The sequence below is a fragment of the Pseudoalteromonas sp. MQS005 genome (assembly GCF_001661605.1).
GTDB classification, from domain to species: domain Bacteria; phylum Pseudomonadota; class Gammaproteobacteria; order Enterobacterales; family Alteromonadaceae; genus Pseudoalteromonas; species Pseudoalteromonas tetraodonis.
This window is the reverse complement of sequence record NZ_LYRQ01000012.1, coordinates 1-21645: the sequence shown is the minus strand read 5'-3', so window position 1 is coordinate 21645 and position 21645 is coordinate 1. Positions and strand designations below refer to the sequence as shown.

Sequence of the window (21645 nt, the reverse complement as noted above, 5' to 3'; positions counted from 1 at the left end):
GCAAGTACTTATCCTTAGCGTTAAAACACGTTAATATGTGCACATATTAACGCGAACCCTATGAGCTATGTTTAATCAACACGTCAAAAATAACCATGTCATTTTGAGCCATCCTCAATATAGCACGCAGATATCGCTAGATTGGTTTAGCCCCGACTTCTGGCAGCAACAGCAAAAAATTGTTGGCGCTAAAAAGGGACGTGCAACCGCATGGTTTTTTAAACACGCAGATTTTACGGCTGTGTTGCGCCATTATTGGCGTGGCGGCCTGATAGGAAAGCTACTCAGTGATCAGTATTTGTACTGGGGGCTTGAGCATACCCGTGTTTATAAAGAGTTTAGCTTGATGACACAATTAATAGAGCTAGGTTTAAATGTACCAAAACCTATTGCCGCTAAAGTGAGCCGCCATGGTTTTATTTACCGAGGTGATATTATTACTGAAGCGGTTAGCGGCGCTAAAAGCGTATTAGATATACTGATTGAACGCGCATTGAATGATATTGAAATAAAAAAAATAGCCAGCACAATTGCGTTATTTCATAATAAAGGGGTGTATCACGCTGATTTAAATATTAATAATATTTTATTTGATGACAGTGGCAACGTTTTTATTATCGATTTTGACCGCGGCGAAATAAAAACACCCGATAAAAAATGGCAACAAAGCAACATGTCTCGACTACAGCGCTCATTTTTAAAAGAGCAAAGCCGCAATAGCAGCTTTCATTGGCAAGAAAACGATTGGCAAAGTTTAAATAAACACTACCATAATGGGTTAACCTAATAAAAACTAGTTTGCTAACGCTAAGTATTGCTCTGTTACTCTATCGGCACACACCTTTTCTAAAATAGCTGCGTTGGTTACATTTGGGTTATCTGCGAGCACTTGCTTAACTGCGAGCGCTAGGAGCTCACCTTGGCCAATAGGTACTAGATATTTACTTAGTTCACCCGTAAGTATTTCACTTGGACCATGAGGGCACTCAGTACTGACAGCAGGCGTACCTACTGCTAAAGCCTCGACTAGCACATTACCAAACCCTTCAAAGTCTGAACTTAACAATAAAGCTTTTGCCTGCTTTATCCAGTTATATGGGTTTTGTACAAATCCCGGAACAATAAGCTGATTTTCAATACCATATTCTTTGGCTAACTTTAATGCCTTTTCTTTTTTGTTACATAACAGCACTAATTTGTATTTTTTATCTAACTTGGCAAATGCAGAAAATAAAATATCATGGCGTTTTTGTTTAGCTAAACGTCCCACATGAATAAGATAGGGAGAATCGGGTATATTTGTATTCACCTCATTAGCTTTATCATTGATTGTTTTAAAATTGAATGGATTATAAATAGTGGTAATAGCACTTGGGGTTATTAAGCTGCCTTGTTGTATTTCTTCTTCAACCCCTTTGGACACGCAGATCAGTGATTTACCATTAAGATTTTGTTTACTCTTTTTAAGATATAAGTATGAAAGCGGGCCTAGTTTTTTTTGCCTAGCGAGCTCTGCATTAACTGAGTTATGAACAACAAAATGGATATTTTTTATTTTACTCTGCGCTAATAAGTTATTACTACGATCTAAATTAGAAAGTACTATATCAATAGACCCAAGTTGCCGTAACTTTTGCTCAAACCATGTCTCTAACACTCTGATATTCTTTTTTATCTGCCAAAATCGATCTACTTTTGTTGCTCGACCTGAAAATAAACTTTCAACGTTCAAAGTGGTTGGAATGTCATATTCAATATTTTGCGCCAATGACAAGATAGTCACATTGTGGTCTTTTAATACCATCTCTTGCGCTAATGTAAGCATTACCTTTTCAGCGCCACCACCAACAAGAGAGTCAATTACAATGACAATATTCATAGCTTATTCCCCTGCAACAGTACTTTTACACCATTCGTTATAACATCAAAGCTATGTACATTTTCTAACAACATATATTGGCTGAGTGTATTGTTATAATTTGGCTCAGTAAGTAGCTCTTGCACTTTTTGAGTGATGGCTAAAATATCAAGCTCAGCTTGTTTAACAACGCCAGTGGCTGCACAACGTGCGACTCGATCACTCTGATCTTTTGAAATAGCACAAGCAATGGTTGGGGTTTGCAAAGCAATAGCTTGTAGTAAAGTATCACCCGCGCTCAGTAATGCAATTTTAGCCTGACTGAGTAAGGCTAAAAATTCAGTTCCCTCTTGGCTTGGCAAACAAATTAACTCATTGGTTTTAGGTAGCGACTTAGTGTAATTAGGGCCAAATACCACCACGCCTTTCAAGCCTGTTTGTTTAGCAATAACAAGCCCTGCTTGAAAATATATATCTGCGCAATTTACGCCATTGACTGTATGACCACCAGAGCCCGCGTTAACAATAAAGAATTCTTTTTCTTTCAAGTGATAACGGTTTAGTGCATCGCATTTTTGTTGCGCTGATGCAAATACTGTAAATGGCCCAACATTAGCAGGATAGGCCAAAGGCAACATGCTCAATTTTAGCTTTTCATACCACGAAAGAGGTTCAATACAGTAATCCGGTTGTACAACCCAATGAGTATCAATAAGACCAGTCCTATTAAGCTTTAAACCTTTTGCCCGCTTTTTTGCATGCTGCGAAATAAAAACAACTTTAGCACCCACTTTTTTTGCCGCTTTCATTTGCTCAGCGCGTCCTGCGCAATCAAAAAGCACCGCATCTGGTTTGTATTGATCAATAAACTGACATACGTGCGTATTTTCTTTTGTTGCCGATTGGTTTAAGAGTAAGCTAGAAAACGGGCAGCTTTTAGCATAAGCCGTATGCTTATTTAAGATAAAATGAATATCTAACTGCTTGCCATACTCAGCCTTTAAAGTTTGAGCCAGCTGTAATGAGCGCATATATTCACCAATACCTTCTGGTGATGACACAGGAATAAATAAAAGTCGTTTTTTGCTCATTACAATCTCACTGGCTTATTTGACCTGCAGTATACCAATGGCAACTTTTTAGCGATAGATGGTAAGCATTTTTCTATATGATTTAACATACCAATTTAGATTTAATTACTGCAATAAGATGCTTAGATTGCTAAACTTACCGGCAATTTCAATCACAAGGATCTGAGCTTTGCGAAACAAATTTTTTATACTCTCTTCGCTTTTTTGTGCAATGAGTGCTCCTGTTTATGCTGAACCCTGGGTTAAACCTGATGATTTTGGGTTAAGAGCGGATATCCAGCAACTCGCCGATGCAGGTGTTATTTTAGCCCCGGTAACGACTTACCCGTTAATGTGGAAAAGCTTTATTGCTGATATCGATAATGCCGGACTAGAGCAATTATCACCTCGCTTACAAGATGCGTTATTGCGTGTAAAACATCGTTATAAGTCAGAAAACAGTGGTTCACATAGTGTTCAACTTTCTGCATTTGCCAGCTCAGACCCATTAGCGACCACCAGCTTTGGTGCAACGAATACCCAAGAGTCAGAATTAACAGCAGCCTATGCTTACCTAGGACATAACTTTGCAGCTAAAATTGCGCTTAATCACCGCAGTGATGGCAAAAACTGCTTAGTCAACGGTAAAACAACAGACGATATAGTTAACAATGAGCAAGCACTGACTGACTGCAATGATACCTCACTTGATGATAGCTATTTAGCGTATCGTTTGGGTAATTGGATATTTAGAGCCGGTGCGGTTGAACAGTTTTGGGGACCAGGCGTTGATAACAGTCTAATTATGTCTGGTAACGCCAAACCACTTCCTGCAATAAGTATCAGCAGAGAACAAAGCAGTGCATTTGAAACACCTTGGCTGAGTTGGATTGGTCAGTGGAGCTTTACTGCACAAATGGCAAAGCTAGAGTCAACCCGAGTTGTACCAGATGCGTTATTGTGGAGTACTCGTTTAAATCTTCGTCCAATTCAACAATTAGAAATTGGCTTTAGTTGGTCAGCACAATGGGCTGGCAAGGGACAACCCAGTTCAGCGGGCGACTTTTTTGATTTAATAACCGGCGGAGGAGAGTGTGTTGATGGTACCAATGATTGTGATGGTGAGCTTATCACTCGCTTGGGTAACCAGTTAGCAGGCTTTGATATTCGTTGGTCTGACACGTTGTTTAATCAACCTTACGCCGTGTATGTAAGCACGATTGGTGAAGATACCAGTGGCGGCATTAAGCCAGTAGACAGAGGTTACCTTGGTGGAATACAAACTACGACTCGCATTTATGATCAGAATATTTTATTTAACCTAGAGTACACTGATACCGGCGTTGCGTGTTCTGCCACATCAGCAACTGAAAACTGCTACTATGAACACAGTATATACAATTCAGGCTATCGCTATCATGGCCGTCCTATCGGCTCTACTTATGATAATGATACGCAGTCACTAGTACTTACTGTACTTGGGCAACTCTCTAACGGAACTGATTGGCAAGTAAAACTGCGTGATATTGACTTCAATAGCGACAACCGCGATCGTTACCCTAATAATCCAGATTTAGGTAACTCAATCACAAAAACCGCATTTAGTTCTAAGCAGCTTGAAGTACGTTATAGAATGCTTGCCATGGGGGGGCGCTTAACCCTTGGCGGACTTGCCTCTAATAACGATGGAGCAGAAAACGATACGTCTGCATTTGCTAAGTTCGAATATAACTTTTAGTTTCATTAATAACATTAAAAAGAGGATAAACTGCAGTTTATCCCCTTTTTTTGATTAGCGAACTAGCTTTTTATTTTGCTAATCACTTTTGATGTTGAACAGCCATCTAAAAACTCAAGCACTTCGACTTTTCCGCCATGGCGCAGCACATGCTCCGCACCGGCTATTTGTTCTACCGTATAGTCGCCGCCTTTGACAAGAATATCAGGGCTTATTTGCTCGATAAGTTTTGCCGGCGTGTCATTTTCATCAGCACTTCCAAACGGGATAACCCAATCAACGGAGGCAAGTGCACTGAGGACCATGGCGCGCTCATCTAATGGGTTTATTGGGCGTTCTGGGCCTTTCAAACGAGCAATAGATTCATCATTGTTTAAACCAACCACTAATCTGTCCCCACGGGCTTTAGCTTGCGCTAAATACCGCACATGCCCTGCATGCAAAATATCAAAGCAACCATTAGTAAATACAATCGTTTCACCATTTTGCTTAGCAAATTCAATATGCTGCAATACATCATCAAACGGGGTTTGATAATGCTCGCCAGTTGCTTGTAAGTATTGCCCCAGTTTTCGACTTAACTCTTCTGGAGAAACCGTAGCCGCGCCCAATTTACTCACCGCAATACCTGCAGCTAAATTAGCAATTTCTACCGCATCTTTAGGCATCATGCCCGCACCTAACATAACGGCAAGGGTTGCAATAACAGTATCCCCAGCGCCAGTTACGTCACTGACCTCAAGCTCTTGAGCTGCAAAATCATATTTTTCAGTGGCATTTATAAGCGACATACCTTGCTCTGAACGGGTAAGTAACATCGCCTTTATACCCGCATCACTAATGAGGTTTCGTGCACTACTTGCAAGTGTCTCTTCTGAGCCCACTTGCCCGCCTGCTAATTTAAATTCATTTAAATTAGGGGTTATATAATCAGCACCGCGATATAACTGTAAGTCCGATGATTTAGGATCAACAAGTACCGTTTTACCTGCTTTTTTGGCCACACTTATCATCTCTTTTATCAGCGATAGCGAGCCTTTGTTGTAATCAGAAAACACTATAAAGTCGTAATCATTTAGCACAAGCTCTAATCGATTTAATAAAAGCTGGCTATGTGATTCGTTAAAAGTTTCTTCTAAATCTAAACGTACCACTTGCTGATGACGGCTAATTACACGCATTTTAGAAATAGTCGGTAAATCACACACGCTGACAAGCTGTGAATTTATTTTTTCACCTTCTAAAATATTTTCTAAAATTTGCCCACTTTCATCCTCGCCAATAAGGCCTAACAACCCCACTTTACCATCTAAACGGGCTATATTTTTAGCTACGTTAGCCGCACCGCCGGCCTTGTCTTCAAATTTACTGACTTTAACAACGGGCACTGGCGCTTCTGGTGAGATACGGCCTGAGTCACCATACCAATAGCGATCGAGCATCACGTCGCCCACCACTAAAATACGTGCTGCTGATAAGTTCTTTAGTAAAGATAAATCCATTACTGCTGCTCCGCAACAACCATATCCATGGCTTCACATAACCAATGGCCAATAAACATGTGTGCTTCTTGAATACGCGCGGTTTCGTCGTTTTTAATAATAATAGGTAACTTTGCAATATCTTTTACTTGCCCGCCGTCACGGCCAGTAAATGCAACCGTGAATGCCCCTATTTTGTTAGCAGCTTCTAATGCTAAATTGATATTTTTACTGGTACCTGATGTAGTTAAACCAATCACGATATCTTCAGGTTTACATAGCGCCTGTACTTGGCGCTCAAACACAGTATCAAAATGATAATCGTTGCTGTGCGCCGTTAAAATAGACGTGTCTGTGGTTAAAGCAATAGACGCTAATGGGCCTCGCTCTAATTTATAACGCACCACAAACTCTGCAGCTAAATGCTGAGCATCGGCAGCACTGCCGCCATTACCAAACCAAACAACCTTACCACCAGCTTGTAAAGCACTATGACATGCTTCTAGCAACTGCATTACCTCTTGATGATACGCCTCCATTGTTTCAAACAATACTTGATGACGGTTTAAACTTTCTAGGTAGCTGGTTGCCACTGAATCTATAATTGACATGAGATATTCCTCTTGGAACTGAAATGGCAGGAAAAATTAATTTCATTATTCCATAATTTTATAGCCAAATCACCTCTATATAACTAAATTAGATGTTTCACAGAAACTAAAATCAAAGGCTTACTGCATGGAAATCGTTTTTGTTATAAAAGTAACCATAAGCATTTCCTAAAATCATGAAACTGATGCAATAGCGTGATTTGAATGACATTGATTTAGTTTATACCCTAGTAAATGAACTCAAACCAACTTTTATACTTTGTATGTTTAGAAATAAGCCGTTTCACGATAAACTAGCTACAATTACCTTAAACAAAGCTCAGTATGGCACGCACTTTTTATTCACTTGCACTAATCATTATTAGCCCTTTGATCATATTTTATTTATATGTATTACGTGGTAAAAAAAATTCGGGTTATCGCGCGCATTTTAAAGAACGTTTTGGGTTTGTACGTCGCTGTTTATTTTCTAATAAAACTAAACCTGTTGTTATTCATTGTGCTTCTGTAGGTGAGGTATTAGCAGCTACGCCATTAATTAAAGCGTTGCAAAATGAGCACCCGCAGCTCAGTATTTTGATCACTTGTAATACCCCAACTGGACGCGCACAAATAACAGCACAATTTAAAGATACCGTCGCTATTAGTTATTTACCTATCGATTTTCCTTTTGCCACTGCTCGATTTTTAAAACGCGTAAAACCGCAGTTACTATGTATTTTAGAAACTGAATTGTGGCCAAATATTATGGCTAATGCGCATAACAAAAAAATCCCGGTATTGGTTGTTAATGCGAGACTTTCTGAAAAGTCGCAGCAGGGTTATCAAAAGGTTGCGCAGTTAACTCACCGTATTATGCACTCTATTACTGCGTTAGCCAGTCATAATAAAACAGATGCAGAGCGTTTTATTACACTTGGGCTTGAGCCTTCAAAAAGCCATGTTACAGGTTCTATCAAGTTTGATATAAGCCCCAATCAAGAGCAACTTACAAAGGTGAGCGCACTCAAACAGCACTATAATAGCCAAGAACGTTTTATATGGGTGGCAGGCTCTACTCACCCTATAGAGCATGAATTAATACTCGATGCCCACCAGCAGTTGTTAAAAAAGCAGCCTGATGCTTTATTGATTATTGCCCCGCGACACCCCGAGCAATTTGATAAAGTGGCTGAACTACTCACACAAAGTACTTTAAGCTTTAGTCGTCGTAGCCAAAATAATTACCAAAACGAACACGTTTTACTTGCCGATACGCTAGGTGAATTACAGTGTTTATACGGCGCGGCTAGTGTTAGTTATATTGGCGGTAGTTTGATTCGTCGTGGTGGTCATAACCCGCTTGAGTCAGCCGCATTTTCGGTCGGTGTAATAACAGGCCCTCATACCTATAACTTTGATCATGTCTATCCTGAGTTAACAAAGCTTAAAGGGGCATGCGTGGTAGAAAATGCAGATGAACTGGCACAACAACTCATTACCTTTAGCCAAAATAAAAAGGCATGCCAAACGCTCGGCACAAAAGCTGCGCAATGTGTTGCTAAAAACCAAGGCGCCATAAAAAAAACACTCACTATTATTAATCAATACTTAGAGCCAAAACAGTGACTAACATAGCTATTAGCCAAACCCGAGAATGGGTTTCATCCGTTATTGTAAAATATAACTTTTGCCCGTTTGCCCGTAAAGAAGTCGAAAACAACTGTATTCATTACATTGTAAGTAACGCTAAGACTATCGATGATGCTGTAATGGATATGCTTGAGCAATGTATCGAGCTTGACCGCGAGAGCGAACGAGAAACCACGCTAATCATGTTCGATAACGGTTTTAGTGACTTTGAAGACTTTTTAGATTTAGTCGATTTAGCAAATGCGCTATTGGTTGCACAAGGCTTTGAAGGTAAATATCAAATTGCTAACTTTCATCCTGATTATGTATTTGCCGATAGCGATGAAACCGATGCGGCCAACTACACAAATAGAGCACCGTTTCCTACCTTGCACCTAATTCGTGAAGCAAGTATGAGTGAAGCACTTGAAAACTATGACGAACCAGAATCTATTCCTGAGCATAATATAAACTTAGCACGCCGAAAAGGCATTGATTTTTGGCAACAATTATTAGAGAACTGTAAAAAACCGAGCGTATAAACTCGGCTTTTAATACCTTTAGTTAACCCATTAACTTTATTTTTTGACCCAGCTACCATTTACTTCAATATAATGGCCGCTTTGCGTTTTTTCGATTGTTTTTGCTGCTGCCAATGCCTCAACTTGTGCAAGTGACAAGTTATTCTTTTTAGCTAATTTTAAGTACTGTGCCTTACGTTTTTCGTTAACGTCATCAACAACCGCTTTTGCTTCTGTATTTTGTACAACTAATCCAAGGTAGCCTGAGCTGTTTTCACCAACTAAGCCTTGGCTTTTAGCTTCATCTAAACTCATAGCCCAAACTGAAAATGACATACAAACGGCACTAATTAGGGTTACTATATTTAATTTATTTTTAATATTCATATTCTAGCTCCTTAAAATAACTCACTGTCATCGCTAAATAAATTATCGAGCTCTTTATCTACTTTGACACGAATTTCATGATCAACCTTAACATTTAAATTAATAGTGATTGGCTCTTTAGCCGACACCTCAACACGATGCGTACACGCACTTAGCGCTGATATTGCTGCTAACGCGAGCAGCACTTTTATCGATAACGACTGTCTCATTGCCCATTTCCTTTTTGTGAAAATTGTTGCTCAACTTTTTGTGTAATTTCATCACTTAAACGCAGTGCCCGTAAAAGCGTAAATATGTTTTCTTCATGGTTGTAATTAAAGTTAACTTGCTGCTGCGCTTGCTGATTATAACCTTGTAAATTAACTCCAAGCTTTAACCAACCATCATTTTTAAGTACAACGCTGCTATTGAGTTTTTGAATATCTAAATCAGTCAATAACCCCAGTACAGGTTGCAACTCTTGCTGTTGCTGCATCACAGAATCAAATGCAGCATTATTGCTAATTTTTAAATTGCCCTCACCTTGGCTAAACAGACTCCCTTGGCTAATGTGCACACCATTTTTATTAACGCTCACCGGCAGTGTACCAGCCAAACGCCCTGTTAAAGTAATACCCGACTTATCATCAAGGGTGATCAGCCTACTTGCATCAATATTATTAAATGTTACAGTGCTAACTTGGGTTTCTTGTCCAAGCGTATAGTTATCTAATAAAAATGTACCGCCAAGCACATTACCTTCAACATTACTAACAAGCACATTATTGTTATTAACGAGCCATTGCCCTTTAAGGCCTTTGATAACTGCACCCGCTCTAAACTCATTTAAATGAAAGGTAGTCGGTTTTACATTAAGCCTACCTGAATTAAATTCCCCGCTAAATACACTACTAAAATCACTTGCAAGGTAGTCATTATAAAGTCCACTTAATTGGCGAATATCTATATCAAAGGATGCCCTTTGTAAATTGACATCGCCACTAATATTGCCGTTAAAAGTACCTTTTGTCAGCTTAGCAAGTGGATAAAACTGATTAATAAAGGTGTTTAATGGCAACACACTTTGCGCTGGCACAATCACCTCAAACGGATGCGCCTGTGACGATATATGATGATTTACCACCAACTCAATATCATCTATAAACGCATGGTGCGACGCTTTAAGTGCACGGCTTTGTAATCCACTCGAGTCTATTTTTATATTATTCAGTCTTATATCAGCGCTATTAAGAGTCTTAATTTGCGTTTTCGCAGTTAAATGAGCAAATAACTCACCTACACCTAGGTTTGCTTTTGCCGTGAGACTATTATTTATATTGGTAAGTTTAAATTCTTTATATGCCGCATTTTTTAACTGATTAGTTAATGTAATTTCTGCATTTAGTTGTTTATCCATTTTCGCGGTTAAACCACCTTGATAATGCACTGCTTTTACATCAAAAGCTTCAAAGCTAGCAACGGAAAATTTACTCTGTGTGTACCCGACGGGTTTTGAGTCAATAAATTCACTTAATTCAAAGTAACCACTGAAATTAAGCATATTAGCAGTAACAGGGATAAATGCGGGTAGCCTTTCAAGCTCAACGTTGTAATCACCTTTAACTTTAGTACCATTTAGCTGAGCGCTTATATTAATGCTGTTTATATCTGGCGTGCTTATTTGAGCAGACACCTTTGCCTGCATATTATCAAGCAAAGCGTTAATAGAGAGTGCGGTGTCTGTTATTAAAATATCAAAGTGTTTATTACCTTCACTCATCACATTAATTACTGGAATACTAAGCTCCCCCTGTTCTAAACGAAGAGCTTGAGAAAGCTTAACCTGCCAATTTAAAGCAACTTGTTTGCTTACAAAATCTGCGTACTCACTTGGTGGAATTAACTCAGTGCAGCGAGGGCTTAAATTAATTTTGTTATTAAGTGAATCGGTATCTAGGATTAACGCTTGGTTATTTAAATTAAAGCGAGTAGCCATCTGGCCAGTGGTTAATAAATTAAATTGGCATTGCTCAAACGTATGAGTAAATTGAGCGCTAATCCCCCCGTTCAACTTAAGCTCAATCCCGTCAAAACTAAACGCTTGTTGAGTATTAAAGTTAACAGCATCGAGTAAGGTGTTTTTAGTGTTTATTACCTGTTTTAACAAAATGTCATCAACTGCTAGCTGACCACTTATTTTATTGGTGGTTAAAATCGCACTCGCATTTATATCGCCAGTTACATTAAATTGATTTAGCGCAGGTTCTAATACACTAAATTTTAATGGTTTATTGAGCTGATTACTGTTTACTACAAGCTGTTTAATATTAATAAGAGGGCGATTTGAAGGTAGCGTTATCTTAAGCTGTTTAGCCGGTTGATTAGCGTTATCACTTTTAGGTAATGGATTGAGCGTTAATATTGCACTTTGAACACTGACATGCTTTGTATTTGCTGTAATATCAGAAAGTTGTAATTGTTGGTTTTGGTAATTTAAACACACTGTGTCGGCATGTATATTTAACTTTGAGGTAATTGATAAATCGAGGCAGCTTAATGTGACACCTGCTTTTTTAAGTTCAGGGGCAATGGCCCATTGTAGTAAAGGCAAGCGAAATACATACCCGAGTAATAATAGACTCAGTAAAAGAGTGCCAACAATTAAACCAATGCGCTTAAACATATTATCCTTACATGTTTTTTAATCACTATAATCAAAGAAGGCTGCACAAGGCAGCCTTTTTTATTTTACATCCTGATCATGAATCTAGTGTGTATATTAACCTACATTTTTACGCGCATTACGGAACATACGCATCCATGGGCTATCCTCTTTCCACTCATCTGGGTGCCAAGAGTTAGCAACAGTACGAAATACACGCTCTGGATGTGGCATCATTACAGTTGCACGGCCATCTGTTGATGTAATACCTGTGATACCTTCTGGCGAGCCGTTCGGGTTCGCTGGGTATTGCGTTGTAGGGTTGCCGTAGTTATCAACAAATTTAACCGCTACAGTACCACTTGCAAGCGCTGCTTTTGTTGCTGCGTCGTTTGCAAACTCTGCATGGCCTTCACCATGAGATACCGCAATTGGCATCCGCGAGCCCGCCATACCATTAAAGAATACCGATGGATTCTCTTGTATTTCAACTAAGCTAAAGCGTGCTTCAAAACGCTCTGACTTGTTCGTTACAAAGCGTGGCCAATGCTCAGTACCTGGAATCAACTCTTTTAATGTTGATAGCATTTGACAACCGTTACATACCCCTAAGCTAAAGGTATCTTCACGATGGAAAAAGCTTTGGAATTGATCGCGTGCCATGTCATTAAACAGTATTGACTTAGCCCAACCTTCACCCGCACCAAGCACATCACCGTAAGAGAAACCGCCACACGCCACTAAGCCTTTAAATTGCTCAAGTGTTAAGCGCCCTTCTAAAATGTCGCTCATGTGCACATCAACCGCTGCAAAGCCCGCACGGTTAAATGCAGCTGCCATTTCTAAATGAGAGTTTACACCTTGCTCACGTAAAATAGCCATTTGCGGTTTAGCACCAGTTGCAATATATGGAGCTGCAACATCTTCATTTAAATCAAAGTTAAGTTTTACATTTAAGCCAGGATCTTTTGCGTCAAACTTAGCGTCAAACTCTTGCTTAGCGCAATCTGGGTTATCACGACGCGCTTGCATTTGATACGTAGTTTCGGCCCAAATAGTACGAAGTTCAGTACGAGTATGAGTGAGTACCGTTTGCTCACTACGATTAAACACGATGTTATCGTCGTTATTTAGCGAGCCAATGTTATGACAAATAGATGCAATTCCGTGTTGTTCAAATACCGCATTTACTGCATCTAAATCACTGTTTGCAACTTGAATGACCGCACCTAGCTCTTCATTATAAAGCGCTTCAATATCAGAGCCGGTTAAACCTGCTAAATCAACAGTAACACCGGTATGACCGGTAAATGCCATTTCAGCGATAGTGGTAAATAAACCACCGTCTGAACGGTCATGGTACGCAAGCAACTTGCTATCAGCGACTAGCGCTTGCATTGCGTTGTAAAAACCTTTTAGTAGCTCTGGGCTATCTACATCAGGTGTTGTATCACCTAATTGCTTATAAACCTGAGCAAGGCTTGATGCGCCCAGTCGGTTTTTGCCCGCGCCTAAGTCAACTAAAATAAGCGATGTATCGCCTTTATCTGTTCGTAACTGTGGGGTCACTGTTTTACGTACGTCTTCAACACGACCAAAAGCAGTGATAATAAGCGATAACGGGGATGTTACAGATTGCTCTGTAGCATCATCTTCGTTCTTCCATGTCGTTTTCATCGACATAGAATCTTTACCTACAGGAATTGTTAACCCAAGTGCCGGACATAACTCTTCACCCACCGCTTTTACCGCTTCGTATAAACCGGCATCTTCTCCTGGGTGTCCCGCTGCGGCCATCCAGTTTGCAGATAACTTAATATTTTCAAGAGAGCCAATGTTTGCACAGGCAATATTCGTTAACGATTCTGCCACTGCTAAACGCGCTGAAGCGCCATAGTTAAGTAGTGCTGCAGGCGTACGTTCACCCAGTGACATTGCTTCACCATGGTAAGTGTCATACGTTGCTGCGGTTACTGCACAGTTAGCTACTGGTACTTGCCATGGGCCTACCATTTGATCGCGTGCTACTAAACCTGTTACCGAGCGATCGCCAATAGTAATGAGGAAGGTTTTTTCAGCAATGGTTGGTAAACGTAATAACCGTTCTGCAGCATCAGCAGCACTGATATTTTCAACGTCGAGTGCTTTACCTAACACTTGTTGTGATGTTACATCACGATGCATTTTAGGTGCTTTCCCTAATAAAACATCGAGCGGTAAATCAACAGGATTATTTTCAAAGTGACTATCAGCAACCGTTAAATGAGGCTCTGCAGTTGCTTCACCAATAACCGCATATTGCGCTCTTTCACGCTTACAAATAGCTTCAAAACGATCAAAATCTTCAACAGCGACAGCGAGTACATAGCGCTCTTGCGATTCATTACACCAAATTTCGTGTGGTGCCATGCCCGGTTCATCATTTGGGATATTGCGAAGCTGAAATTTACCGCCACGTCCACCGTCACTAACAAGTTCAGGGAATGCGTTAGATAAACCACCTGCACCCACATCATGAATAAACGCAATTGGATTTGCATCACCTAGCTGCCAACATTTGTCGATGACTTCTTGGCAACGACGTTCCATTTCTGGGTTTTCACGCTGTACAGAGGCAAAATCTAAATCTTCATTTGATTGACCCGATGCCATACTTGATGCAGCGCCACCGCCTAAGCCAATGTTCATTGCAGGGCCGCCTAGTGCAATGAGTTTTGCACCAACTGGAATATCGCCTTTTTGAACATGATCAGCACGGATATTACCTAAACCACCGGCAAGCATAATTGGCTTGTGGTAACCACGCACCTCTTCACCATTGTGACTGGTCACTTTTTCTTCGTAAGTACGGAAATAACCTAATAAATTAGGACGGCCAAACTCGTTATTAAACGCAGCACCACCTAATGGGCCTTCAGTCATAATATCTAGAGCATTAACAATACGGCCAGGCTTACCAAAATCACTTTCCCAAGGCTGTTCAAAACCAGGAATACGTAAATTAGATACAGTAAAGCCCACTAAACCCGCTTTTGGTTTTGAACCACGACCAGTTGCGCCCTCATCGCGAATCTCACCGCCCGACCCTGTTGCCGCACCAGAGAAAGGAGCAATAGCCGTTGGGTGGTTATGGGTTTCAACCTTCATTAATATTTCAATGTCTTCTTGGTGATACGCATATTCACCTTGTGCATTCGGGAAGAAGCGACCCGCCTTTGAGCCTTTCATTACGGCTGCATTATCTTTATAAGCAGATAATACATTTTCAGGATTATGCTCAAAGGTGTTTTTAATCATTTTGAACAACGACTTTGGTTGTTCAATGCCATCAATAGTCCAATCAGCATTAAATATTTTATGACGACAATGCTCTGAGTTCGCTTGAGCAAACATAAACAGTTCAATATCGTTAGGGTTACGCCCTAACTTAATAAAGTTTTCAACTAAATAATCAATTTCATCATCAGCAAGCGCAAACCCTTGCTCTATATTTGCTGTGGCTAATGCTTCACGGCCGCCACCTAAAATATCAACTGATGACATTGGACGAGGTGCATCACTGCGAAATAACTGCGCGGCATCTTCTAATTTACTGTGAGTAGCTTCAGTCATGCGGTCATGAAGAAGTGCTGCAACTTGTGCTAACTGTTCTGCACTTAAATCACCTTCAACATAGTAAGCAATACCTCGCTCTACGCGATGAACTTGTTTAAGCCCACAGTTATGAGCGATATCTGTCGCTTTTGAAGCCCATGGCGAGATTGTACCAGGACGAGGCGTCACTAATACCAACTGACCTGCTGGCGCATGCTCAGCAATTGTTGGGCCGTAGGTTAATAACTTTTCAAGTTTGGTGTGCTCATCAGTGTTTAATGGCGATGTTAAATCGGCAAAGTGAGCGTATTCGGCATATACATTGGTGACAGGAAGTTGCGATTGTTGGCAACGCGCTAAAATTTTATTAACTCTGAACTCTGAAAGTGCTGGTGCACCACGAAGGATCAACATAAGTAATTTCACCCGGGGTTAGGGATTGAACGATATTTTAGGCGCGTATTATAGTCCAAATTACTCTCAGATTTAACTCAAAAATGCGCTTTTCATTAAATTAACTTTTTCTTTTTGTTTACACCTATTTTTTACTCACTGCGATTAAACGATAAGTGACGTAATCAGTAAGTTTTGTTATAACAGGAGATACGATGCTAAAGAGGCGAATATGTTGAAGATAAAGCTAATAACAATCATTACGTTAGTCATACTTTTGTGTGCATGTAATACACAAGAGCAATCAACACAGCTTGCCCAAATCAAATCTGAAAACAAAATTCGTATTGGTACACTTGCCAGTGCAAGTAATTACTATCAAGCCGTTCAAGGGGAGCAAGGATTTGAATTTGAGCTCTCTCAAGCGTTTGCAGACTACTTAGGGGTAGAGCTTGAAATTGTACCCTTTTTTAATTTATCCGAAATGTTTGCGCGTTTGGACAGTGGTGACCTCGATTTAATTGCCTCAGGTCTTACCTACAATAAAGTACGTGCTGAGCGCTATCGCTATGGCCCTACATACAGAACAATTAGCCAAAAATTAGTCTTTAAACAAGGCCGTGAACGCCCTCGTGATTTTGATGATTTAACCGGAAACTTCACCGTTATCGCTAAAAGTAGCCATTCATTAACATTAGAAGAAATTCAACAAACCAACCCAAACTTAAGCTGGAATGAAACCGAAGAGTTTGATGAAGAAGAATTACTGCAAGCAGTTATTGACGGCGAAATAGATTACACCTTAGCGGATTCACATACTTTAGCGCTATTTCGTCGCTATCACCCTAATTTAAGTATTGGCTTTTCAGTTACCCGAAATGATTCAATTGCATGGATACTAAGAAAGTCGAATGATGATTCCCTATACGCATTATTAGTCCCCTTTTTTGGTGAAGCAAAACAAAATAATCAACTTTATGTGCTCGAAGAAAAATACTTCGGTCATGTCCGCCAATTTAATTACGTTAATACCTTGGCCTATATAGACGCAATTAAAGAAACACTGCCTAAATATCAACCTTGGTTTATGCAATATGCAGGTAGCCTAGATTGGCGCTTACTGGCAGCATTAAGTTATCAAGAGTCGATGTGGAACCCGCGTGCTAAGTCACCAACCGGTGTGCGTGGTATTATGATGCTAACAAGACGCACAGCAAAACAAGTCGGTGTAACAAACCGCTTAGAACCAGAGCAAAATATACGCGGTGGTGCACAATACCTAGCAAAATTAATTAAACGCGTCCCGGATCGAATCCCTCAACCGGATCGTACTTGGCTTGCACTTGCCGCCTATAATGTAGGTTGGGGACACGTTAACGATGCCCGTATTATTACCGAGCAACAGGGAGCTAGCCCTGATAAATGGGCCGACGTTAAAAAGCGCTTACCATTGTTAGTAAAAAAACGTCACTATCGTAATACCCGTTATGGCTATGCTCGCGGTGATGTAGCTGTGACCTATGTTGATAATATACGCCGCTATTACGATGCGCTTGTTTGGCTTGATGAAAATAATGCAATGGCGCCGATTACCTCAACAAATGAAACAGAAGAGAAAATCGTTAAACCAGATGATTCAGAGCAACGTACAAGTAATGCCGCTGAAGAAGAAAAAAAATAAATACGCAGCTTAGTAATTAACTGAACATCAGAAAATCAAATAGTTGTTTACTTGTAATCAATTATTCAATAATCTGGCTTAATTGTATAAAATTTTGTGTCATAACCAAGCACATAAGGATAAGTCATGCTTAAACGTAGACGTACACATCAACTTAAACGTTGTATAAAGCACTCAACCGCCACTCGTCGTCGAGTGATGTTAAGAAATTTACATAAAAAAATAATTTGGCGCCGCCGCATGTTTGCTATGCAGCAAATGGCTGAATTAGACGCCTTAATAGCAGCAGCTGACTAATCGCTGTTACTATTACGAGCGGCTTGCTTTGCCGCCTTTATTTGTGCTCGGCGACGCTTAAAAAAACTAGAAATAGTCTCTGCACATTGTGTTTCTAATACCCCACCCGTTATTTCTACCTGATGGTTTAAACGAGGTTCTTGTAAAAGGTTCATAATTGAACCGGCAGAACCCGTTTTAGCATCGGCTGCACCAAATACTAAGCGTTTAATTCGGCTATGTACTAATAAACCTGCGCACATTGAGCATGGCTCTAGCGTGACGTAAAGAGTACAGTCAATTAAGCGATAATTGTTAAGCACTTTTCCTGCTTCACGTACCGCTATCATCTCAGCATGAGCCGACGGGTCGTTATCAGTAATTGAACGATTATAGCCTGCGCTAATAAACTGATTATCTTTAACAATTATAGCCCCTACCGGGATCTCATCTAGCTGCTCCGCTTGTTTTGCATACACAAGCGCTTGTTCCATCCAATATTGGTCGTCAAATGGCTCTGTCATTATTATTACTTAACTATTTTTTATGCCGTAATTATACCAACTTAGCGCAATAAAATGCGTCATTGATCACTTTATTGCAAAAATAAAACAAATTTAAGTGGTTTGTCATGGCTCATAAGGCAGGATTTACGCTATAATCTCACGCTTTTTTTATTTAGCTCACAACACGGGTAGCAAATGAAATTTCCTGGACGCCGCAGGCATAAACATTATTTTCCAGTGGAAGCCAAAGATCCACTGACCAATCAACTTAACGCCACTGAGCGATTACACCGCAGCTATATTACGGGGATCGATCAAATCGTTGTTGATATAGAAGCTAAGGTTGACCAAGCTTTTCTCGATGAATTTCAATTGCGCCGAGGGATGTCGCAAGTTATAGATAATGACATCACCAATGCTTTATACGATCGCTTAAAACTAAACGACATGGTCGATTACGAATTCGCAGGCGGAACCGTTGGCAACACGATGCACAACTATTCCGTACTTGCTGATGACCGTTCGGTGCTATTAGGTGTAATGAGTGAAAACATAAAAATAGGCAGTTATGCTTATCGCTTTTTATGTAATAACTCAAGTCGCGTAGACTTAGACTACTTACAGCCTGTAGATGGTCCTATAGGCCGCTGTTTCACATTGATTGATGAAACGGGTGAACGCACCTTTGCCATTAGTGCTGGCCTAATGAATTATCTAAAGCCTGAGTCAATTGATAAAGAGCTAATCGAAGGCTCATCGGCATTAGTGATTAGCGCTTATTTAATGCGTACTCAAGGCGATGAAACCATGACCGAAGCGACCATGCAAGCAATCAAGTATGCTAACGATGCAGATGTACCGGTTGTATTAACACTCGGTACTAAGTTTCTTATCGAGCAGGATCCGACATGGTGGGCTAACTTTGTAGAAAAGCATGTTGATATCCTTGCTATGAACGAAGAAGAAGGCCAAGCAATTACTGGATTTGAAGATCCATTACTAGCTGCCGACAAAGCATTAGACTGGGTTGATTTAGTAATTTGTACTGCCGGTGAAAAAGGCTTATTTATGGCCGGTTTTGTTGATGACAGTTTCAAACGCGAAACAGAGTATCCACTTTTGCCTGGTGCTATCCCTGACTTTAATCGTTATGAGTTTTCACGTGCAATGCGTAAAGTTGACTGTGAAAACCCAATAAAGGCATATAGTCATACTGCTCCGTTTATGGGCGGGCCTGACTCGATTAAAAATACCAACGGCGCTGGTGATTGTGCTTTAGCCGCTGTATTGCATGACTTATCAGCGAATGTTTATCATAAGTTGAACGTTGCTAATTCAGCAAAACATCAGCAACAAGCGATTACCTACTCTTCGCTCGCTCAAATTAGTAAATACGCCAACCGTGCAAGTTACGAAGTACTGGTTCAGCATTCTCCACGCTTATCACGTGGCTTACCAGAGCGCGAAGATTGCTTAGAGCAAGTGTATTGGGATCAATAAAATCCCAATACACTAAGCGTATTTAAAATATCGATATATCAAGCTTTTTAGATAGCAGCTCTAATGCTGCTATTCCTGCGACTGAATTACCAAAAGAGTTTAATCCTGGGGAATACACTGCCACAGTAAATCTATTCGGTAACACCGCCAATATAGTGCCAGAAACACCTGATTTGCCCGGCATTCCTACTCGATAACCAAAATCACCCGCCGCATCATATAAACCACTGGTAAATAACAACGAATTTAGTTGCTTATTCTGACGACTAGAAAGCACTCGTTTAGAAGAACTATAGTCTATCCCTTTATTAGCTAAAAAATTGTACGCCTTAGCAAGTTCGATACAATTAAGTTCTATGGCACAAAAATTAAAGTATGACCACAGCACATCATCAACTTCATTTTCAAAGTTACCGAATGATTTCATTAAGTGTGCCATTGCCGCATTTCGATGCCTAAACTCATACTCTGAATTAGCCACTTGTTTATCTATTACGATACTTCGATTACCAGATAAATCGCGAAATGTTTCCAGCATAGAGTGCATGGGTGCTGATAAACGACTATATAAAGCATCACAGGTAACTATGGCACCCGCATTAATAAATGGGTTACGGGGTATGCCTTTTTCAAACTCAAGCTGTGTCAGTGAATTAAATGCTGTTCCAGAGGGCTCTTTACCCACTCTACTCCATAGTTCATCGCCATAACGTTGCAGCGCTAATGTCAGAGTCATTACTTTAGAAACAGATTGAATAGTAAAACGCTGTTCACAATCACCCGCGCAAAATATCTCACCCTCAGTGGTGTAAATAGCAATAGAAAACTGCTCAAGATCAACTTCAGCAAGAGCAGGGATATAATCAGCAACCTTACCTTGGCTCAATAAAGGTTTAACCTCTTGAGTTATCTCATTTAACACTCGTTGATAATCACTGGTTGGCAATAGACACCTCAATAATATGCAAAGTTAAAATCAAATTTTAACACGTAGGATCTATAACTGCATGAGAATGTTAAGTCTATAAGTTATTAGTAATCTGATAGGAAGCATATACATGATGAGATTGGCTGGCAGTCTCTTTTTTTAAGATATTGCGTAATTCATCTTCAAATTTAAAACAATAAAAAACCAGCATTTTGCTGTAACGTGGTTCTGTTATTTGGAGCCAGTGCGCTAATTTATAGCGACAATACAATAGAACATCCCACTTTTTTGTTTAGATCCAAGCTGTTTTGTTTGATGTATAGGAATACGAATGCCATGGAGCACAAGATATGCAAGAGCGGCCACTACTAAGTTCCATATACAGTCTTGGCTTGATGTTTTTCTTTATCTCAGACAACAAAAAACCCGTTACATTGCTGTAACGGGTTTCTTTAATTGGATCCTAGTAATGTCATGGTGCCCACAGCGGTAGAAAGTCACATAGCAAATGCGACACTATCATTGTGTCGGGACGGCCTTGTGCGGGGCTCGCCTTCGAGCTGTTTAGGAATACGAATGCCGTGGAGCACAGGATGTACGAGAAAGGCCACCACTGAGTTCGGCATGGGCTCTTGGCTATTTATTAAATCCCAGACAGCAAAAAACCCGTCACATCGCTGTAACGGGTTTCTCTTATTTGGATCCTGGTAATGTCATGGTGCCCACAGCAGTAGAAAGTCACATAGCTAATGCGACACTATCATTGTGTCGGGGCGGCCTTGTGCGGGGCTCGCCTTCGAGCTGTTTAGGAATACGAATGCCGTGGAGCACAGGATGTACGAGAACGGC

General features: G+C 40.3%; 17 protein-coding genes. 7 read left to right on the top strand and 10 right to left on the bottom strand.

Annotated features, from left to right (window positions below; translation table 11 throughout):
* Positions 1-67: 67 nt before the first annotated feature.
* Entirely contained in the window at positions 68-787 is a 720-nt protein-coding gene (locus A9479_RS06120) for a 3-deoxy-D-manno-octulosonic acid kinase (RefSeq protein ID WP_064662943.1), read from the top strand.
* Between the two features lie 6 nt (positions 788-793).
* Here A9479_RS06120 and A9479_RS06115 read toward each other — a convergent pair whose 3' ends face one another.
* Positions 794-1879 carry a glycosyltransferase gene (locus A9479_RS06115; RefSeq protein WP_013464282.1) on the bottom strand — a complete coding sequence of 362 codons (1086 nt, stop codon included), beginning with the start codon at positions 1877-1879 and terminating at the stop codon, positions 794-796.
* The gene (locus A9479_RS06110; protein ID WP_064662942.1) at positions 1876-2949 is read right to left on the bottom strand and encodes a hypothetical protein; all 1074 of its coding nucleotides are present in this window, start codon (positions 2947-2949) and stop codon (positions 1876-1878) included. The genes A9479_RS06115 and A9479_RS06110 overlap by 4 nt, the downstream gene beginning before the upstream one ends.
* Before the next feature lie 169 nt (positions 2950-3118).
* Between A9479_RS06110 and A9479_RS06105 the strand changes: the two genes are divergently transcribed.
* Positions 3119-4666: a capsule assembly Wzi family protein gene (locus A9479_RS06105; protein ID WP_064662941.1), complete on the top strand. Its 1548-nt coding sequence runs from the start codon at positions 3119-3121 to the stop codon at positions 4664-4666.
* Positions 4667-4728: 62 nt separating this feature from the next.
* On the opposite strand, the gene hldE is transcribed toward A9479_RS06105, so the two are convergent.
* Both hldE and A9479_RS06095 read right to left on the bottom strand, forming a co-directional pair.
* Entirely contained in the window at positions 4729-6168 is a 1440-nt protein-coding gene (gene hldE, locus A9479_RS06100) for a bifunctional D-glycero-beta-D-manno-heptose-7-phosphate kinase/D-glycero-beta-D-manno-heptose 1-phosphate adenylyltransferase HldE (protein ID WP_036956740.1), read from the bottom strand.
* Positions 6168-6758: an SIS domain-containing protein gene (locus tag A9479_RS06095; protein ID WP_028835523.1), complete on the bottom strand. Its 591-nt coding sequence runs from the start codon at positions 6756-6758 to the stop codon at positions 6168-6170. Before A9479_RS06095 ends, hldE begins: the two co-directional genes overlap by 1 nt.
* A gap of 324 nt (positions 6759-7082) precedes the next feature.
* On the opposite strand from A9479_RS06095, the gene waaA reads away from it, so the two are divergent.
* Both waaA and A9479_RS06085 read left to right on the top strand, forming a co-directional pair.
* Positions 7083-8366 carry a lipid IV(A) 3-deoxy-D-manno-octulosonic acid transferase gene (waaA, locus tag A9479_RS06090; protein WP_064662940.1) on the top strand — a complete coding sequence of 428 codons (1284 nt, stop codon included), beginning with the start codon at positions 7083-7085 and terminating at the stop codon, positions 8364-8366.
* A complete protein-coding gene (locus tag A9479_RS06085; RefSeq protein ID WP_064662939.1) occupies positions 8363-8911 on the top strand; it encodes a DUF1415 domain-containing protein in 549 nt (182 codons plus the stop codon). Before waaA ends, A9479_RS06085 begins: the two co-directional genes overlap by 4 nt.
* A 36-nt stretch (positions 8912-8947) precedes the next feature.
* Here A9479_RS06085 and A9479_RS06080 read toward each other — a convergent pair whose 3' ends face one another.
* The 4 genes from A9479_RS06080 to purL all read right to left on the bottom strand — a co-directional run bounded on the left by A9479_RS06080 (position 8948) and on the right by purL (position 15926).
* A complete protein-coding gene (locus A9479_RS06080; RefSeq protein WP_008468219.1) occupies positions 8948-9277 on the bottom strand; it encodes a YdbL family protein in 330 nt (109 codons plus the stop codon).
* Positions 9278-9288: 11 nt separating this feature from the next.
* Positions 9289-9486, bottom strand: coding sequence for a YnbE family lipoprotein (locus A9479_RS06075; RefSeq protein WP_028835526.1), 198 nt, complete (start codon positions 9484-9486; stop codon positions 9289-9291).
* Positions 9483-11939, bottom strand: coding sequence for a YdbH domain-containing protein (locus A9479_RS06070; RefSeq protein ID WP_064662938.1), 2457 nt, complete (start codon positions 11937-11939; stop codon positions 9483-9485). The genes A9479_RS06075 and A9479_RS06070 overlap by 4 nt, the downstream gene beginning before the upstream one ends.
* Before the next feature lie 96 nt (positions 11940-12035).
* Positions 12036-15926 carry a phosphoribosylformylglycinamidine synthase gene (gene purL / locus A9479_RS06065; RefSeq protein ID WP_064662937.1) on the bottom strand — a complete coding sequence of 1297 codons (3891 nt, stop codon included), beginning with the start codon at positions 15924-15926 and terminating at the stop codon, positions 12036-12038.
* A gap of 211 nt (positions 15927-16137) precedes the next feature.
* Here purL and mltF point away from each other — a divergent pair, with 211 nt between their 5' ends.
* Complete coding sequence (gene mltF, locus A9479_RS06060) at positions 16138-17586, top strand: membrane-bound lytic murein transglycosylase MltF (protein ID WP_064662936.1); 1449 nt, start codon at positions 16138-16140, stop codon at positions 17584-17586.
* Positions 17587-17712: 126 nt separating this feature from the next.
* A complete protein-coding gene (locus tag A9479_RS19930) occupies positions 17713-17883 on the top strand; it encodes a hypothetical protein (RefSeq protein WP_008468235.1) in 171 nt (56 codons plus the stop codon).
* Here the strand turns inward: A9479_RS19930 and tadA are convergent.
* Positions 17880-18386, bottom strand: a complete 507-nt coding sequence (gene tadA, locus A9479_RS06055; protein WP_064662935.1) for a tRNA adenosine(34) deaminase TadA — start codon at positions 18384-18386, stop codon at positions 17880-17882. The genes A9479_RS19930 and tadA overlap by 4 nt on opposite strands.
* 177 nt (positions 18387-18563) lie before the next feature.
* Between tadA and A9479_RS06050 the strand changes: the two genes are divergently transcribed.
* Positions 18564-19868: an inosine/guanosine kinase gene (locus tag A9479_RS06050; protein ID WP_013464270.1), complete on the top strand. Its 1305-nt coding sequence runs from the start codon at positions 18564-18566 to the stop codon at positions 19866-19868.
* Positions 19869-19890: 22 nt separating this feature from the next.
* On the opposite strand, the gene glsB is transcribed toward A9479_RS06050, so the two are convergent.
* The gene (glsB, locus tag A9479_RS06045) at positions 19891-20814 is read right to left on the bottom strand and encodes a glutaminase B (protein WP_028835530.1); all 924 of its coding nucleotides are present in this window, start codon (positions 20812-20814) and stop codon (positions 19891-19893) included.
* Positions 20815-21645 lie beyond the last annotated feature (831 nt).

Coding starts and splice junctions, on each gene's coding strand:
- hldE (WP_036956740.1), bottom strand. CDS start 6,168: ATGGATTTATCTTTACTAAAGAACTTATCAGCAGCACGTATTTTAGTG.
- A9479_RS06110 (WP_064662942.1), bottom strand. CDS start 2,949: ATGAGCAAAAAACGACTTTTATTTATTCCTGTGTCATCACCAGAAGGT.
- A9479_RS19930 (WP_008468235.1), top strand. CDS start 17,713: ATGCTTAAACGTAGACGTACACATCAACTTAAACGTTGTATAAAGCAC.
- tadA (WP_064662935.1), bottom strand. CDS start 18,386: ATGACAGAGCCATTTGACGACCAATATTGGATGGAACAAGCGCTTGTG.
- purL (WP_064662937.1), bottom strand. CDS start 15,926: ATGTTGATCCTTCGTGGTGCACCAGCACTTTCAGAGTTCAGAGTTAAT.
- A9479_RS06115 (WP_013464282.1), bottom strand. CDS start 1,879: ATGAATATTGTCATTGTAATTGACTCTCTTGTTGGTGGTGGCGCTGAA.
- mltF (WP_064662936.1), top strand. CDS start 16,138: ATGTTGAAGATAAAGCTAATAACAATCATTACGTTAGTCATACTTTTG.
- A9479_RS06080 (WP_008468219.1), bottom strand. CDS start 9,277: ATGAATATTAAAAATAAATTAAATATAGTAACCCTAATTAGTGCCGTT.
- A9479_RS06070 (WP_064662938.1), bottom strand. CDS start 11,939: ATGTTTAAGCGCATTGGTTTAATTGTTGGCACTCTTTTACTGAGTCTA.
- A9479_RS06120 (WP_064662943.1), top strand. CDS start 68: ATGTTTAATCAACACGTCAAAAATAACCATGTCATTTTGAGCCATCCT.
- waaA (WP_064662940.1), top strand. CDS start 7,083: ATGGCACGCACTTTTTATTCACTTGCACTAATCATTATTAGCCCTTTG.
- A9479_RS06050 (WP_013464270.1), top strand. CDS start 18,564: ATGAAATTTCCTGGACGCCGCAGGCATAAACATTATTTTCCAGTGGAA.
- A9479_RS06075 (WP_028835526.1), bottom strand. CDS start 9,486: ATGAGACAGTCGTTATCGATAAAAGTGCTGCTCGCGTTAGCAGCAATA.
- A9479_RS06095 (WP_028835523.1), bottom strand. CDS start 6,758: ATGTCAATTATAGATTCAGTGGCAACCAGCTACCTAGAAAGTTTAAAC.